At 73.4% G+C, this 16127-nt stretch carries 14 protein-coding genes; 5 read left to right on the plus strand and 9 right to left on the minus strand.

Annotated features, from left to right (window positions below; translation table 11 throughout):
* Window positions 1–176 precede the first annotated feature (176 nt).
* Window positions 177–593: a hypothetical protein gene (locus ACZ4VT_RS23435; RefSeq protein ID WP_467952365.1), complete on the plus strand. Its 417-nt coding sequence runs from the start codon at window positions 177–179 to the stop codon at window positions 591–593.
* Here ACZ4VT_RS23435 and ACZ4VT_RS23440 read toward each other — a convergent pair.
* A complete protein-coding gene (locus ACZ4VT_RS23440) occupies window positions 579–1394 on the minus strand; it encodes a helix-turn-helix domain-containing protein (protein ID WP_362798104.1) in 816 nt (271 codons plus the stop codon). The two genes, ACZ4VT_RS23435 and ACZ4VT_RS23440, sit on opposite strands and share 15 nt — an antisense overlap.
* A gap of 34 nt (window positions 1395–1428) precedes the next feature.
* Complete coding sequence (locus ACZ4VT_RS23445; RefSeq protein ID WP_467952368.1) at window positions 1429–3228, minus strand: hydroxysqualene dehydroxylase; 1800 nt, start codon at window positions 3226–3228, stop codon at window positions 1429–1431.
* 175 nt (window positions 3229–3403) lie between these two features.
* Between ACZ4VT_RS23445 and ACZ4VT_RS23450 the strand changes: the two genes are divergently transcribed.
* Window positions 3404–3709, plus strand: a complete 306-nt coding sequence (locus ACZ4VT_RS23450; protein ID WP_467952370.1) for a 4a-hydroxytetrahydrobiopterin dehydratase — start codon at window positions 3404–3406, stop codon at window positions 3707–3709.
* On the plus strand, window positions 3709–4473 hold the full coding sequence (locus ACZ4VT_RS23455) for a class I SAM-dependent methyltransferase (protein ID WP_467952371.1): 765 nt from the start codon (window positions 3709–3711) through the stop codon (window positions 4471–4473). Before ACZ4VT_RS23450 ends, ACZ4VT_RS23455 begins: the two co-directional genes overlap by 1 nt.
* A gap of 28 nt (window positions 4474–4501) precedes the next feature.
* Here ACZ4VT_RS23455 and ACZ4VT_RS23460 read toward each other — a convergent pair whose 3' ends face one another.
* The 5 genes from ACZ4VT_RS23460 to ACZ4VT_RS23480 form a co-directional block, all read right to left on the minus strand.
* Window positions 4502–4927: an RICIN domain-containing protein gene (locus ACZ4VT_RS23460; RefSeq protein WP_362798096.1), complete on the minus strand. Its 426-nt coding sequence runs from the start codon at window positions 4925–4927 to the stop codon at window positions 4502–4504.
* Between the two features lie 13 nt (window positions 4928–4940).
* Window positions 4941–5747: an aldo/keto reductase gene (locus ACZ4VT_RS23465; protein ID WP_467952394.1), complete on the minus strand. Its 807-nt coding sequence runs from the start codon at window positions 5745–5747 to the stop codon at window positions 4941–4943.
* 160 nt (window positions 5748–5907) lie between these two features.
* The gene (locus tag ACZ4VT_RS23470; protein ID WP_467952373.1) at window positions 5908–6678 is read right to left on the minus strand and encodes an ABC transporter ATP-binding protein; all 771 of its coding nucleotides are present in this window, start codon (window positions 6676–6678) and stop codon (window positions 5908–5910) included.
* Window positions 6675–9476, minus strand: coding sequence for an ABC transporter permease subunit (locus tag ACZ4VT_RS23475; protein WP_467952374.1), 2802 nt, complete (start codon window positions 9474–9476; stop codon window positions 6675–6677). The genes ACZ4VT_RS23470 and ACZ4VT_RS23475 overlap by 4 nt, the downstream gene beginning before the upstream one ends.
* A 9-nt stretch (window positions 9477–9485) precedes the next feature.
* The gene (locus tag ACZ4VT_RS23480; protein WP_467952376.1) at window positions 9486–10754 is read right to left on the minus strand and encodes an ABC transporter substrate-binding protein; all 1269 of its coding nucleotides are present in this window, start codon (window positions 10752–10754) and stop codon (window positions 9486–9488) included.
* Window positions 10755–11091: 337 nt separating this feature from the next.
* Here ACZ4VT_RS23480 and ACZ4VT_RS23485 point away from each other — a divergent pair, with 337 nt between their 5' ends.
* Window positions 11092–11715, plus strand: a complete 624-nt coding sequence (locus tag ACZ4VT_RS23485; RefSeq protein WP_467952378.1) for an HdeD family acid-resistance protein — start codon at window positions 11092–11094, stop codon at window positions 11713–11715.
* Between the two features lie 63 nt (window positions 11716–11778).
* On the opposite strand, the gene ACZ4VT_RS23490 is transcribed toward ACZ4VT_RS23485, so the two are convergent.
* Complete coding sequence (locus ACZ4VT_RS23490; protein WP_467952380.1) at window positions 11779–13602, minus strand: AMP-dependent synthetase/ligase; 1824 nt, start codon at window positions 13600–13602, stop codon at window positions 11779–11781.
* Between the two features lie 57 nt (window positions 13603–13659).
* Window positions 13660–14619, minus strand: a complete 960-nt coding sequence (locus ACZ4VT_RS23495) for a LysR substrate-binding domain-containing protein (protein ID WP_467952381.1) — start codon at window positions 14617–14619, stop codon at window positions 13660–13662.
* Window positions 14620–14766: 147 nt separating this feature from the next.
* On the opposite strand from ACZ4VT_RS23495, the gene ACZ4VT_RS23500 reads away from it, so the two are divergent.
* On the plus strand, window positions 14767–15909 hold the full coding sequence (locus ACZ4VT_RS23500) for a DUF7847 domain-containing protein (RefSeq protein ID WP_467952382.1): 1143 nt from the start codon (window positions 14767–14769) through the stop codon (window positions 15907–15909).
* Window positions 15910–16127 lie beyond the last annotated feature (218 nt).

A 16127-nucleotide genomic window follows, 5' to 3' on the forward strand; every position in this document is an offset into this window, starting at 1 on the left:
GCCACCCCCTAAACCCACCCCCCCCCCCCCCCCCCCCCCCCCCCCCCCCCCCCCCCCCCCCCCCCCCCCCCCCCCCCCCCCCCCCCCCCTCCTCCCCCCCCCCCCCCCCCCCCCCCCCCCCCCCCCCCCCCCCCCCCCCCACTGTGCCGTTCCACCTCGATGGAGGGTGATTCCCCATGTCCGCGACCCTGCTCGGCAGCATCGCCCGTACCGGCGTCCCGCAGGTCATGCTGCGCCGCTTCCTCGCCCTCGACTCCGTCGTCACCACCGGCAACGGGCTCGCGTACGTCGCCTTCTCCGCCCCGCTCGGGCGGCTGCTCGGGGTCGGGCAGGGGCTGTTGCTCGGTCTCGGGGTGCTGCTCGTGGCGTACGGGGCCGCCGTCGGGCTGCTCGCCTCGCGCGGCCGGCCCCCGGCGCTCGCCGTGAAGGCCGTCATCGAGACCAACTACGCCTGGGCGGCCCTGAGTCTGGTCTCCCTGGCGCTGTGGTTCACGCCCACCGTCGCCGGGACCGTGTGGATCGCGGCGCAGGGCCTCACCGTCGCCGGCTTCGCCCTTCTCCAGCAGCTCGCCCTGCGCTCAGTCGACGAGTGAGCGCAGGTACTTCGCCGTCGCCGGGTCGGCCGGGAGCATGGTCTCGATGGCCAGCTCGGCGACGGTCACGTCCATCGGCGTGTTGAAGGTCGCGATCGACGACACGAAGGACAGCAGGTGGCCGTCGTGCTCGATGACCAGCGGCAGCGCGATGTACGCGACGGGCTCGGCCGGTTCCGCGTCGCCCGGGCGCTCCGCCGCCGGGGCCACCGGGTACGCGGACACCTCCTCGTACAGCGCGCGCAGCGGCTCGGAGCGGGCCAGCGCGATCTGGCGTTCCATCTGGGCCAGCAGGTGCCCGCGCCACTCCCTGAGGTTGTGGATCCTCGGGGCCAGGCCCTCGGGGTGCAGGGTGATCCGCATGGCGTTGAGCGGCGGGGTCAGCAGGTGCTCCGGCAGCCCGTCCAGCAGCATCAGGATGCCCCGGTTGGCGGCGACGACGTGGTACGTGGCGTCGACGACCAGCGCCGGGTAGGGCTCGTACCCGGTCAGCAGCTGCTGGATGCCCTCGCGCAGCGTCTCCATCGACGGGTCGTCCAGCGCGGTCTGCGCGTAGCGCGGGGCGTAACCCGCCGACAGCAGCAGGGCGTTGCGTTCCCGAACCGGCACGTCGAGGCGGTCGGCGAGCCTCAGCACCATCTCCTCGCTCGGCCGGGACCGGCCGGTCTCGATGAAGCTGATGTGCCGCGACGAGGAGTCGGCGCGGCCCGCCAGCTCCAGCTGGCTGATACCGCGCCGCTCCCGCCATGCGCGGAGCAGGGCGCCGACCGTCGGGGCGGCCGCCGGCGTCGTGGTGGTCATGCCGACGACGGTAGCCGCCCCGGACGTGTGCGCGTCACCCCAGGTCGAAGACGTTGCGCAGGCCGAGGCGGTGGCGCCACAGGTCGTGGCGCCTGGCGGACTCCATCTCCGGCGCCCGGTACAGCGACTGGACCGTGCACCGCCCCGCCCTCGAACCGTCCCGGTCCAGGAGGCAGTTGACGGCCGCACGGGCCGAGGCGTTCGCGCCCTCCATCGTCGCCAGGTCGATGTCCACCGCGACGTAGTCCCCGCTGAGGAAGAAGTTCGGGACGCGGGTCCCCGCGCTCGGCCGGTTGTGGAGGGTGCCCACCGGGTGGATCAGCAGCTCGTCCTGGTTGGTGGGGTGCGGGGTGCCGAGCCCGTCCACCCCCGGGTCCAGGAACCAGGAGTGCAGCTTCGAGTCGCTCAGCAGCGTCTCCCCGGTGTCGTTGAGGGAGGCCTTCAGCTGCGCCCACACCTCGCGGGCCACCTCCTCGCGGGTGCACCGCTTGGCCGTCTTCCCGTACAGGATCCCCGGCTTGTCCCACTCGGAGATGTCCACCGACAGGCAGTCGACCGCCGTACCGTCCCCGTAGTCGGCCGCGAAGTTCCGTGCGGGCCAGTGCTCGGCCTGCTGGATCGCCGTCAACGACCAGGGTGAGTCGATGCAGTTGAGGTGCCCGTGCACCAGCGGTGCCCGCTCGGTCAGATAGAACTGGATGCCGGTCATCCAGTCGGTCTCCAGCCTGTCGCAGCGCCCCAGCATCGGATCGGCCGCCCGCAGCCCGGCGCTCCAGGTGCGCCGGGCGTGCTCCACGGGCAGCGCGCTCACGTAGTGGTCGGCGGTGACCGTCTGCCGGGCGCCGTCCGGGCCCTCGACAAAGACCCCGCTGACCCGGCCGTTCCCGTACTGCACCTCCCGTACGGTCCACCCGATCCTGAACTCCACGCCGAGCGAGCGCAGATGGGCCTCCCACGGGTCGATCCATGCCTCGTTGGTCGGCAGGTTGAGGATCCGGTCCGGCGGGCCGTCCGCCCCGCGCCCCAGCAGGTTGAAGACGAAGGCCTCGCCGAGGGTGCCGACCGTACGGGTGGAGGCCTCCTCGGCCTTGGTCGCGACGATGTTGCGGGTGATGCCGACGGCGAGGATGCGCTGGTACTCGGACGACATCTGCTCCGCGCGCACGAAGTCCCACCACGGGGTCCGCTCCCAGACCTCGCTCCGCCGCTCGTCGCAGCTGGTGAGGAAGACGAGCACGCGGTTGACGAAGTACGCCGTCTCGTGGAGCGGGAGCCGCACGAGCGTCTGCAGGATGCCGGTGAGGGCCCTGCGGACCTCGTCGGGCGTCAGCTCGGCGGGGGAGTGGTCCGGCCAGGGGATCGGCCCGCGCAGGTCCTCGCGGCCGGCCGCCCGGGCGAACATCATCTCGCGCGGGGCGACGAGGTTGTCCCACACGCCGTTCGCGTTCCCGGGGAAGGGGATGCGCCGCATGGTGTCGGGCAGGTTGTGGTAGATGCCGGGGATGAAGCGGAAGCCGTGCTCGGCGGGCAGCGGCCGGCGGCCGCCGCGGGCGCTGCCCGGTACGTCCATGCTGCGCGCCTTGCCGCCGAGCGCCCGGCGCTCGTACACCGTGACGGCATAGCCGCGCTCGGCGAGTTCGTGCGCCGCCGTCAGGCCGGCCACCCCGCCGCCCAGGACGGCGACGCGGCGGCCGTCCGGCGGCGCCGCCGCCGAAGGCGCGGCTGCCGCGCCCGGGGCGGTCGCGATCCCGGCCGACAGCGCACCCGCGGTGGCCGCGGCGCCCGCACCCGCGCCCGCGATGAACGTACGCCTGGAACTCCCTGTGCTGGTCATGGCGAATGCCCCCTAGTTACCGCTGGTAACAGTCCGGTCCGGCGCAGGAGCATATGGGGGGCGCGAGGGGTGCGGAAGGAGCAGAAGCACCCGAGCGCACTATGGCGCGAAAGGGTTGCTCCGGCGTGCACTGTGGGAACCTTGACTACACGTCACGGGGAAAAGGAGCCGGTGCATGCCGAGTGAGCCGCTGTCACAGAAGGAGATCGAGGACCGGTTGCGGGAACTCCCCGGCTGGGCCTTCGAGGACGACCGGATCATCCGCACCTACCGGCTGGGCGGGCACTTCGCCGCGAGTGCCCTCGTCGCCCACATCGCCTCGGTCCAGGAGGAGTTGAACCACCACTCGGACCTGACGCTGGGCTACAACACCGTCCGGCTCTCCGTGAACAGCCACGACGCGGGCGGGGTCGTGACCGAGACCGACTTCGCGCTCGCCGAACGCGTCGAGGCCCTCGCCCCCGCCCACGGCGCGAGCTGATGACCACGCACATACAGACCGTCAGACCCCTGCTGGACTACGACGCCGAGGCCGCGGCCTACGACACGAGCCGCGGCGGCGCCCCACGGGCCGAGGCCGCGGCCGCCGCGGTCCTGCAGCTGCTCCCGGCCGACGTGGACACCCTCCTCGACCTCGGCTGCGGCACCGGCATCGTCACCCGCCGGCTGACCCGCCCCGGACTGCGCGTCCTGGGCGCGGACGCCTCCCACGGCATGGCCTCCAAGGCCCTGCGGCGGGGCGTCCCCGTGACCCTCGCCGACGCGGCCCGGCTGCCGGTGCGGTCGGGCTCGCTGGACGCGGTGAGCGCGGTGTGGCTGCTGCACCTGCTGCGGCAGCCGGGGCTGGTGCCCACGGTGATCGCCGAGGCCGCCCGGGTCCTGCGGCCCGGCGGGGTCTTCCTCACCACCGTGGACAAGGACTCCGCGCACGACGTGGGCAGCGACATCGACGCCGTGTTCGCCGCGCACCTGGCCCCGACCCCCGCGGACGCCTCCGGGGACGTCGAGGCCTACGCGGCGCGGGCGGGCCTGCTCCCGGCCGGCGAGGCCCTCTTCACCGGCCACGGTCAGGGCCGCAGCCCGCGCGCCTCCGCCGAGGCCCTGCTCGCGGGCCGGTACGCCTCCCGCATCGCCCCGCGCGGCATCACCCCGCAGGAGCTGGCGGCCCGGCTGGAGCTGCTGCCCGACCAGGACGTGCCGCGCGCGGAGCCGACGTACCGCGTACGCGGCTTCGTACGCGTCTGACGGGCGCGCGCGGCTCCGCGCCGCGCGGCTACACCGGCTCCAGGCGCCACCACTGGGCCGGGGAGTCGGTGTCCTCGCCCTGCCGGACCCGGCCCGAGCCGTCCGTCTCCAGCGGCAGGCCGCTGATGCACGCGATCAGGGACACCACCCCGGGATCGTCGAGGTGCTCCTCGACGATCCACTCCTGCGCGCCGAACGCGTTGGCCCGCCACACCTGCACCCGGGCGCCGCTGTCCGTCGACGCGTTCGCGACGTCGAGGCGCCGCTCGTTGTCCTCGCTCACCACGTGGAAGATCCCGCCGCCGTCGTGCACCGGAGCGATCCGCCACCGGCGGGCGGCCTCCGGCGCGGGCGGCCCGTCCGGGCCGACCCGCACCCGGGAGGCGCCCTCCAGCTGGAGCACCAGCCCGCTGTCCACGTTGCGGATCCGGTAGAGCCCTTCGGGAAGGTTCACCTCGCCGTCGCCCTCAGACGTCGAACTCGGCCGGGTCCGGCCCGATCCGGCGGCCCGCCGCGCCCGCGCCCAGGGCGTCCAGCGCGGCCACGTCGGCGGCCTCCAGCTCGAAGCCGAAGACGTCCAGGTTCTCCCGGATGCGCGCGGGGGTCACGGACTTCGGGATCACGATGTTCCCGTGCTGGAGGTGCCAGCGCAGCACCACCTGGGCGGCGCTGCGGCCGTACTTGTCGGCGAGCGCGGCGACCGCCGGCAGGGTGAGCAGCTCCTTGCCCTGGCCCAGCGGGGACCAGGCCTCGGTGGCGATCCCGCGCGCGGCGTGCACGGCGCGCAGCTCGGCCTGCGGGAAGAGCGGGTGCAGCTCGACCTGGTTCACGGCCGGCACCAGCGCGCTCTCGGCGGCGAGCCGCTCCAGGTCCTCGGGGCGGAAGTTCGACACGCCGACCGCCTTGGCGCGGCCGCTCGCCGCGATCTCCTCGAAGGTCTTCCAGATGGCGACGAAGTCGTCGCGCATCGGACGCGGCCAGTGGATCAGGTACAGGTCGATGTGGTCCAGGCCCAGCTTACCGAGGGAGTCGTCGAAGGCACGCAGCACCTCGTCCCGGCCCCACCGCTGCTTCGGGCCGTTCCACAGCTTGGTGGTGACGAACAGCTCCGCGCGCGGCAGCCCCGAGGCGGCGACGGCCTTGCCGGTGCCCTTCTCGTTGCCGTAGATCGCGGCCGTGTCGATGCTGCGGTAACCGGCCTCCAGCGCGGTCCCGACGGCGTGCTCCGCGTCCGCGTCGGGCACCTGCCAGACGCCGAAGCCGAGCTGGGGCATGAGGGAGCCGTCGTTGAGCTCAATGGTGGGGACCTGCTGGTTCACGTCTGGTCGTTCCTCGCGTCGGCGGCGGTACAGCGTCGTACGAGGGGCGACAACCGGCCCCTCGTACGACCTATTCCCGCATCCGCGGAGTGCTCACGAGACCCGCGGACGGCCCTCACGCAGCGCCCAGATAGGCCTCCCGCACCAGCGGGTCCGCCCGCACCTCGGCCGCCGTCCCCTCGGCCAGCACCGCCCCGAGGTCCAGTACGACCACCCGCGTGCAGAGGTCCATCACGAAGGCCACGTTGTGCTCGACCAGCAGCACCGCACAGCCCTCCTCGGCCGCCAGCCGCCGGACGACCCCGGCCAGCTGCTCGCGCTCGGGTGCCGACATCCCGGACGCGGGCTCGTCCAGCAGCAGCACCCGCGGCGGATCGGCCACCGCACGGGCCAGTTCGACCATCCGGGCCTGCCCGACCGGCAGCCCGCCGGCGTACGAGGCCCCGAGCGCGCCGATCCCGCAGTCGGCCAGCACCCGCTCGCCGCGGGCCCGGCGGGCCAGCTCCCGGGCCCGCCGGGCCGGGAGGGCGAGGAGATCGGCGGCCGGCCCGCCCCCGCCGCCCCGCCACTCCTGCGCCACCAGCACGTTGTCGGCCACGCTGAGCTGCCCGAACAACTGCTGGCGCTGGAAGGTCCGGCGCATCCCGTGCCGCGCCCGCCAGACGGGGGAGCGCCGGGTGATGTCCACCCCGTCCAGCAGCATCCGCCCCTGGTCGGGCCGGCGGATCCCGGACAGGACGTCGAAGAGCGTGGTCTTCCCGGCCCCGTTCGGCCCGATCAGCCCGCACACCTCGCCCGCCCGGATCCCGAGGTCCACCCCGGTCAGCGCCCTGACCCCGCCGAAGCGGACACTGACACCACTGGCCTCCAGCACATAGCCGCTCACGTTCCCACCCCGCTCGTCCCCATGCCCAGGTAGGCCTCGGTGAGCCGGTCCGTCTCCACCTCGGCCCGCGGGCCGCACCAGGAGACCCGGCCCTGGGAGAGATAGGCCACGGTGTCGGCGATCCCGAGGATCCCGGCGGCCTTCTCCTCCACCAGGAGCAGCGCGGTCCCGGCGGCGCGCATCTCGGTGAGCAGCGCGTACACCTCCTCCACCACGCGCGGGGCGAGCCCGAGCGAGGGCTCGTCGGCGATGAGCACCTCGGGCGGCCGCTGGAGGAGGGGCGCCAGGGCCAGCAGTTGTTGCTCCCCGCCGGACAACGCCCCGGCGGGCACGGCGCGGCGCTCCGCGAGCCGGGGGAAGCGCGCGTACACGGCGGCTCGGGCCGCTGCCTCCGGGAGGTACAGGGCCAGGTTCTCCTCGATGGTGAGCGCGGGGAAGATCCCCCGGCCCTCGGGAGCGAGCAGCACCCCGGCCCGCGACCGCCGCACGGGGCCGTCGCGGGTGGCGTCCCGCCCGCGTACGAACACCGCGCCGCCCGAGACCGGCAGCAGCCCGGCCGCCACCCGGCACGCGGTGCTCTTCCCGGCCCCGTTGGGCCCGAGCACGGCGAGGATCTCCCCTTCGCGGACGCTGAGATCGACTCCGTGCAACACGAGCCCCCCGTCGTACCCGGCGGTGATGCCGCGCAGCGCGAGCGCAGCCCCTGCGGCGCCTTCGGAGCTCCGCCCCGCACCCCGCTCCTCGAACGCCGGAGGGGCTGGATCTCGGCTGCTGCCCTCCGCGGGGCGGGGCTGGTCTGCCCGGAGGGCACATTCAGCCTCGCCGGCGTTTGAGGCGCGGGCGCGCGGGGGCGGAGGCCCCGCGGGGTCCGGGGCGGAGCCCCGGGAAGCGGCGGCCCGCCGCTTCGCCAGGCGGACCGGCACGGCCGCGCAGTACCCGTCGGGATCGTTGGCCAGAGCCAACCCCGCCAGGCCGAAAAGGATCACCGGCAGGTGGGCCGAGGCCGTCACATAGTCCGCCAGCACCCGCGGGGCCACCGCGAAGACCAGCCCCGCCACCACCGCGTACTGCGGCCTCCGCACGCCCGCCGCCACCACCACCGCCAGCCACACCAGCCCCGTCAGCGCCGTGAAGTCCGTCGCCGTGATGCGGGTGTTGTACGAGGCGTACATCACGCCCCCGAACCCGGCCAGCCCCGCCGACAGGGTGAACAGCAGCAGTTTCGTCCGCAGCACGGACACCCCCGAGGCCACGGCCGCCGCCGGGGCCGACCGTACGGCCAGCATCGCCCGCCCCGACGGGGAGTTCCGCAGCGCGCTCAGCCCGGCGGCGACCACCGCGACCAGCACCACCAGGGCCACGCCCAGCGCCCGGTCGTCGGACAGGTCCACCGGCCCGAACACCGGCCGCGGGACCGACCACCCGGAGTCGCCGTTGCGCAGCCACCTCAGCTGGAAGAGGACCTGGTCGGCGAGGAACGCCAGCGCCAGCGTGGCCAGGGCCAGGGACCTGCCCCCGAGCCGCAGGGCCGGCAGCGCGACCAGTGCCCCCAGCAGGGCGGCCACGCACGTGCCCACCGCCAGCGCGGCCACGAACGGCCAGCCCCGGCTCATGAGCAGCCCGGCGACGAGCGCGGCCCCGGTCACGAAGGTGCCCTGCGCCAGGGACACCATCGCCCCGAGTCCGGTCACCACCGTGAAGGACATGAACACCAGCGCGATGGCCAGCCCCTGCGCGAGCAGCCCGCTCCAGAAGGGTGTGGTCACGGTGTAGAACGCCACGCACAACAGCCCGCCGCCCGCCGCCCACACCCCCCACCGCCGCCCCCACGAGGCTCCCGCCAGATGGTCGACGGGCGGCGCGTCCACAGCCGCGACCCCCGCCGTCCGGGCCCTGCGGGTCAGCACCAGCAGCCCGCCGAACAGGATCAGGAAGGGCACCGCGGTACGGAAGCCCGTGATGCCCTCGGCGAAGGACGCGTACCCGGCCACCAGGTTCTGCAGGACCCCCAGCCCCAGTCCGCCCGCGAAGGCGAGCGGCACGGACGCGAACCGCCCGATGACCGCCGCGGTCGCCGACACGAACAGGAACAGCGTGAAGTCGTGCGCCGACAGCCCCAGCAGCGGCGTCGCCAGGACCCCCGCCAGCCCGGCCAGCCCCGACGCGATCATCCACGCCACCGATGACAGCCGGTCGGCGCTGATCCCGCGCAGCTCGGTCAGCGAGCGGTTGTCGACGGCGGCCCGCAGCTGCAGCCCGAGGCGCGTGTGCCGCATCAGCACCCACAGGGCCACCGCGACCAGCGCCGTCGCCACCCAGGTGATCAGCTGGTCGGAGTCGATGCCGACGCCCTCCGCGAGCTGCCAGGACTTCGCCGGGCTCGGCCCCACCCCCGGCAGCCCGAACTGGTTCTCCGCCGGCTTCACCGGCGCGCCCGCGTCCGCCAGCAGGTCCACCGCCCACAGCCCGGCGGCCGGCAGCGCCACCAGCAGACCGATGGTCGCCACGATCTGGGCCGTCTCACCGACCCGCGCGAGCCGCCGGAACATCAGCCGGTCCAGCCCCCAGCCGAGACCGGGGGCCAGCACGAACACCACCAGCAGCGCCGCCGGGACCGCCGGCCAGCCCAGGCCCGAGTGCAGCTCGTAGAAGGCCAGCGCGCACAGGTAGGCGGTGGCCCCGTGCGCGAAGTTGAACAGCCCGGACGCCGAGTACGACAGCACCAGCCCGGTGGCGAGCAGTGCGTACAGGGCGCCGGAGACCAGACCGCTCAGCACGAAGACGAGCAGATCTCCCATGCCGCAGCCCTACTTGAAGGGGATGGGTTCGTGGCACTTGAACGGGACGGAGACCTCGTACGCGCCGTTCTTCAGCTGTACGAGCGCTCCGCAGCCGAAGCTGTCCTTCTGACCCTTGGGCTCCGCGCGGTCGCCGACGAGGGTGCCGGTGTCGGAGAAGCCCTGCGCGGCGCTCTGGAAGGACTCGACGGTCAGGTCCTTGCCCGCCTTCGCCGCGATGGACACGAACAGGTCGGCCGACATGTACCCGGTCAACATGTGCATGTTCAGCGGGACTTCCCGGCCGCCCGCGGCCGCCTTGATGTCCGCCTTGAACTGCGCCATCTTCGGGTCCGTCGACTCGAAGGGCTGGAACTGCAGCAGGACGTGCACCCCGTCGAGCGCCTGCTTCGTGGCGTCCTTGGCGAGCAGGCCCGGGTCGTAGTCGGTCGGGTCGGAGAGCAGTCCCTTGTACCCGCTGCGCTTGAGCGCGGTGAACAGCCCGATGTTGTTGGGGGTCTGCATCACGGAGACCACGGCGTCCGGGGCCTTGCCGCCGTTGCTCTCCAGGATCTCCTTCACGTACGCGGACCAGTCGCTCGGGACGGCGGTGGCGGGCACCGAGGGCTTGGCGTAGGAGACCGTGAAGCCGGCGCTGGTGAAGCCCTGCTGGAAGGTCCGGATGCCGAACTTCCCGGCGTCGCTGTCGTTGGCGATGACCGCGACCGACTTGCCCTGCGCCCCGCCGAGGATCTGGGCGATGCCCTCGGGCCAGGTCTGGTTCAGGGTGCCGCCGGGGGTGGGGACCAGGCAGCCGTTGAACCCGTAGATGTGCTTGGGCCCGCAGAAGGAGGGCAGGGTGCCCCAGCCGAAGGTGGGGACCTTCTCCTGCTCCAGGAAGTCGGCTCCGGAGAAGGTCACCGAGCTCATGGGGGAGACGGCGAAGACCTTGTCCTGCTGGACGAGCTTGCGGGCGGCCGCCAGGTTCTTCGCCGGGTCCTGGCCGTCGTCCTCCGCGCCCAGGTAGTCGATCCTGCGGCCGTTGACGCCTCCCTCGGCGTTGGCCCTCATGTAGCGGGCCTTGGCGCCGAGGTCGGTGTCCTTCTTGCTGTAGCCGCCGGCGCTGGTCATCGACACGATGCCGCCGACCTTGATCGAGTCGGCGGTGACCCCGCGGGAGTTCCCGGGGCCGTCTCCGGGCTTGCCCGGGCTGGTGCCGTTCGTGGAGGCGGAGTTGCAGGCGGAGACGAGCGCGAGGGCCGCCGCCGCGGCGGCCAGGGTGCGGATCGGTCGCAACATGTCGGGGGATCCCCTCCGGTCGGAATCCCCGCATTCTGTGCGTGAGCTGACGCACCGTCAATATTTACGGCAAAGAGAAATGACGGGCCGTCAGTTCCGGTGAAGGGGTGGCGGGTAAGGCGGCCGGACCTGCGGCGACCACGGCGAAGGGGCGATCGCGGCCAAGGGGTGCCGGCGAGACGGTCCGCCCCGCCCCCGGGCCCGGACCTCGGCGCGTGGGACCGCTTTCGGCACGGCGAACCCTGCCATATCCGTCTAAAGTGGATCGGAAAGGTAAAAAGCATGTCCGGCGGCTCGTGGTACCCCCGCGTGCCGTCCGGCTGTCCCTGGAGGCGTGATGACCGTACCCTCCGACGCGGCGCCGCGGCACGCGCAGAGCGACCCCGAGGACGTCCTCGGGCAGGTCGGAAACTCGTGGCACTGGGCACTCGGCTTCGCCCTCGCGACCCTGATCCCGGGCATCCTGGTGCTCGTCTGGCCCGACGAGACGCTGCACATCCTGGCCGTGATCATCGGTCTGCAGCTGCTGGTGGCGGGCGGCTTCCGCTTCGTCTCGGCCTTCTCCCACAGCGGTGACGGGGGCGGCAGCAGACTGGCCGGCGTCCTGATCGCCCTGCTGGCGTTCCTGGCCGGCGTCCTGGTGCTGCGGCATCCGATGCAGACGATCGGTGCGCTGTCCCTGATCGTCGGAGTGTTCTGGCTGATGACCGGAGTGCTCACGGCATACGTCGCCATCGCCGACCGCGCGCTCGTGCATCGGGGCCTGACCTTCGCCCTCGGCGCCCTCGGCGTCGTGGCCGGAATCGTCGTGCTCTGCTTCCCGGTGGACTCCGCGGTCGCCCTGACGCGGCTGCTCGGCCTGTGGCTCGTCCTGCTCGGAGTGTTCGAAGTGGTGATGGCCTTCGCGCTGCGCTCGGCCACCCGCCGGATCACGCCCAAGCCGACGCCCCGTCCGGGGTGAACGCCGGGCGCGGGGCGCGGGGGAGGGGGCCTGAGGCCCCCGGGGTCCCGGAGACCCCGGGACTCACGACGCGTAGAGCGCCGCGACCTCCTTGGCGTAAGCTTTCTCGATCGCCCGGCGCTTCAGCTTCAGCGAGGGCGTCAGCAGCCCCCGCTCCTCCGTGAACTGCTCGCCCAGCACCCGGAACGTGCGGATCGCCTCCGCCTGGGACACCAGGGTGTTCGCGGCCACCACCGCCCGGCGGACCTCCGCCGTCAGCTCGGGGTCGTTCACCAGGTCCGGGGCCGGCAGCTGCGGCCGGCCGCGCATCGACAGCCAGTGCGCGATCCCGTCCATGTCCAGCGTGAGCAGGGCCGCGATGTACGGCCGGTCGTTGCCCACCAGCACGCACTGCGACACCAGCGGATGCGAACGGACCCGCTCCTCCAGCGCGGCCGGCGCGACGCTCTTGCCGTTGGAGGTCACCAGGATGTCCTTCTTGCGGCCGGTGATCGTGAGGTAGCCGCTCTCGTCCAGCCGCCCCAGGTCCCCGGTCGCCAGCCAGCCGCCGCGCAGCACCGCCTCCGTGGCGCGCGGGTCGTTGAGGTACCCGGCGAATATGTGACCGCCGTGCAGCCACACCTCCCCGTCGTCCGCGATGTGCACCGTGCTGCCCGGGATCGGCCGGCCCACCGTGCCGTACTTCGTCGCCTCCGGCGGGTTCGCGGTGGCCGCCGCGCACGACTCGGTCAGTCCGTACCCCTCGAACACCGTGATCCCGGCGCCGTCGAAGAACAGCCCGAGGCGGCGCGACATCGCCGACCCGCCCGACATGGCGTGCCGCACCCGGCCGCCCATCGCCTCGCGGACCTTGCCGTAGACGAGCTTCTCGAAGAGCTGGTGCTCCATCCGCAGCCCGGCCGAGGGCCCCGGCCCGAGGCCGAACGCCTTCCGCTCGCGTGCCTCCGCGTACCGCACCGCCGTCTCCACCGCGCGGTCGAAGGGGCCCGAACGCCCCTCCGCCTCCGCCTTGCGGCGGGCGGCCGCGAAGACCTTCTCGAAGACGTACGGGACCCCGAGCACGAAGGTCGGCCGGAAGGCGGCCAGGTCGGGCAGCAGCTCGGCCGCCGCCAGTACGGGCTGGTGCCCGAGCTTGACCCGCGCCCGGACGGCGGCCACCTCCACCATCCGTCCGAAGACATGGGCCAGCGGCAGGAAGAGCAGGGTGGACGGCTGCTCGCCCTGCCTGCCCCGGAACACGGACTCCCAGCGGGTCACCAGGGTGTCCGCCTCGTACATGAAGTTGGCGTGCGTCAGCACGCACCCCTTGGGGCGGCCCGTGGTGCCGGAGGTGTAGATGACGGTGGCCGTCGCGTCCGGCGTCACGGCGCGCCGATGGCGGTGCACGACGTCCTCGGCGACCCCGCGGCCGTCCGCGACGAGGTCCGCCACGGCCCCGGCGTCCAGCTGCCACAGCCGTTGCAGGTGGGGGAGCCGGTCGATGACCGAACCCACGGTCATGGCCTGGTCCTCGTCCTCGACCACGCAGGCCGTGCAGTCGGTGTCGTACAGGATCCAGTGCACCTGATCGGCGGAGGACGTCGGATAGACGGGAACGGGCTGGGCGCCGATCGCCCACAGGGCGAAGTCGAAGAGGGTCCACTCGTACCGGGTACGCGACATGACGGCGACCCGGTCCCCGAAGCGCACGCCCTGGGCCAGTAGCCCCTTGGCGAGCGCCAGCACCTCGGCGGCCAGCTCGCCGGAGGTGACGTCCCGCCAGACACCGTCGGTCTTGCGGCCGAGCACCACCCGGTCCGGCTCCTCGTGGGCGTGCCGGAAGACGACGTCGGCCAGTCCGCCGACGGGCGCGCCCGTGACGACCGGTGGGACGGTGATCTCGCGCAAGGCCCCGCTCCTCTCCGCGCGCCGCGGTGAACGTACCTCACGGTCAAGGGGCGTTGATCAGCAGTCGGATTCCTCCACAAGACCTCCCCAGTGACCGGCCGTCCCATGCCTCTGACGTGCGGCGTCGCGGTTCCCGGCGGCGCGGCCACCGGCGGTGCGGGAGGGTCGGCCGGCGCGGCTGAGCCGGTCCGCGCCCGAGAGCACGGCCGCCGCCAGCGCCTCGGCCGCGGCGGAGGCGCGCGGCCCGCGGAGCAGCGCGAACTCCACCGGCCCCAGCTCGGGCAGCCCGCCGACCCGCACCAGGCCCGGCGGGATCAGCCCGCGGGTGTGCGCCATCACGCCCAGCCCGGCCCGGGCCGCCGCGATCAGACCGCTCAGGCTGCCGCTCGTGCACGCGATCCGCCAGGCCCGGCCCTCGCGTTCCAGCACCTCCAGCGCGCGGGCCCGGGTGATGCCCGGCGGTGGGAAGACAATCAGCGGAACGGGACGCTCCGGGTCAACCCGCAGCCCCTCCGCGCCGATCCACACCATCCGGTCCCGCCACACCAGGCGGCCCCGCTCGTCGCCCGGCCCGCGCCGCTTCGCCAGCACCAGGTCCAGCCGCCCCGCGTCCAGCCGCTCGTGCAGCGTCCCCGAAAGCTCCACCGACAGCTCCAGGTCCACCTCGGGGTGCTCGTGCCGGAAGCCCTCCAGGATCTCCGGAAGCCGCGTCAGCACGAAGTCCTCCGAGGCCCCGAACCGCAGTCGCCCCCGCAGCCGCGTCCCCGCGAAGAAGGCGGCCGCCCGCTCGTGCGCCTCCAGGATCGTCCGCGCGAAGCCGAGCAGCGCCTCGCCGTCCTCCGTCAGCTCCACGCTGTGCGTGTCCCGGACGAACAGCGGCCGTCCCGTCGCCTCCTCCAGCCGGCGCACGTGCTGGCTGACCGTGGACTGCCGCACGCCGAGCCGCCCCGCGGCCTGCGTGAAGCTCAGCGTCTGGGCCACCGTGAGGAACGTACGCAACCGGACGGGGTCGTACACGCCGCCGATGCTAGGCCCTTCCCCCGGACGACGGCCGTCGTCGTGGCCGTTGACCTGCGCACGAGCGGTCCACGGGGCAGGGGGGCGGCTGCTCGGCACGGCATCGTTGCGGGTTACCGTGTCCCTTCATTTCGAGGGGGACAACTGATGTCGTACAACACGGGGCCGGGGCCGTACCCGGGACAGCCGAATCCGCAGTGGGGAGGGAGCTGGCCGCCGCCGTTCCCGCCGCCGCCCAAGCCCGGCGTCATCCCCCTGCACCCGCTCGCCGTGGGCGAGATACTCAACGGTGCCTTCACCTCCTTCCGCCGGTACGCGAAGCCCCTGATCGGCGTCATGCTCGCGGTACAGGCCATCGGAATCATGATCGTGGTCGCCGCGATCGGCGCCACCGTCGCCGTCACGCAGGACCGGTTCGCCGCCCTCTTCGACCTCCCGCCGGGCGAAGACGCCGACGGCGCGGACGTGGCGGCCCTGCTCCTGTCCTTCGTGCCGGCCGGTGTGCTCCTGCTGGTCGTGGTGACCCTGTGCGCGGCGATGATCGCCGCCCTGTGCCCCGCGGTCGTGCAGGAGGCCGTGGTCGGCCGGCCCACGACCTTCGTCGCGATGTGGAGCCGCTGCTGGTCCCGGCTGCCGTCGGTGCTCGGAACCGTGGTGCTGACGGGACTGATCGTGGGCGGGCCGATCCTCGTCCTCTACGCGGTCTGCATCCCGCTGATCGTCATGTCCTCCGGTGACTCCGGTCCGCCGGCCGCGCTCGCCCTGCTGATCCCGGGCGTCTTCCTCTACCTGCCCGTCGCGCTCTGGCTCATGACACGGTTCAGCCTCGCGCCCGCCGTCGCCGTGTGCGAGGGTCTCGGCCCGGTCGCGTCTCTGCGGCGCTCCTCCCGGCTGGTCAGCGGCGGCTGGTGGCGGGTGTTCGGCATCTCGCTGGTCGGGTCCATCGTGGCCGGCGCCGTGGGCTACGCCATCCAGCTGCCGTTCGGCGTCATCGGCATGGTTTCGCTCTTCCCCGCCATGACGGCGGGGAGCGAGGGCACCGCGGATCCGCAAGAGATCATCGTCGGGATCATCGTGTACGTGATCGCGATGCTGGTCGGCGGCGTACTCAGCGCGCTCTTCCAGTACGGCTTCCCCTCGCTGGTGAACGCCCTGATCTACGTCGACCTGCGGATGCGCAAGGAAAACCTCGCGGAGGCCCTGATCGCCACCGCCGCCGCCAGCGCCGCCGCCGTCACCGACCCACCCGCACCGGCCCCGGGGCCCGCCGCGGGGACCGACGAGAGGTGACAGCCGCCCGCCATCGCAGGCCGTGATGACAGTGAGTGCGGTGTACGGGTTTCCCGATCACCGCCCACCGTCGACCATGGAGGGAGCACCGGGGGGGGGGGGGGGGGGGGGGGGGGGGGGGGGCCCAAAAAAAAAGGAGGAAGCCGGCGACTTCGCCCCCCCCCCCTCCCCGCCAGATTGTCCTGGAGCGAAACGGGCTTGGTCTTTTTTGGGGACTC

It is taken from the genome of Streptomyces sp. NPDC029164, assembly GCF_055563995.1.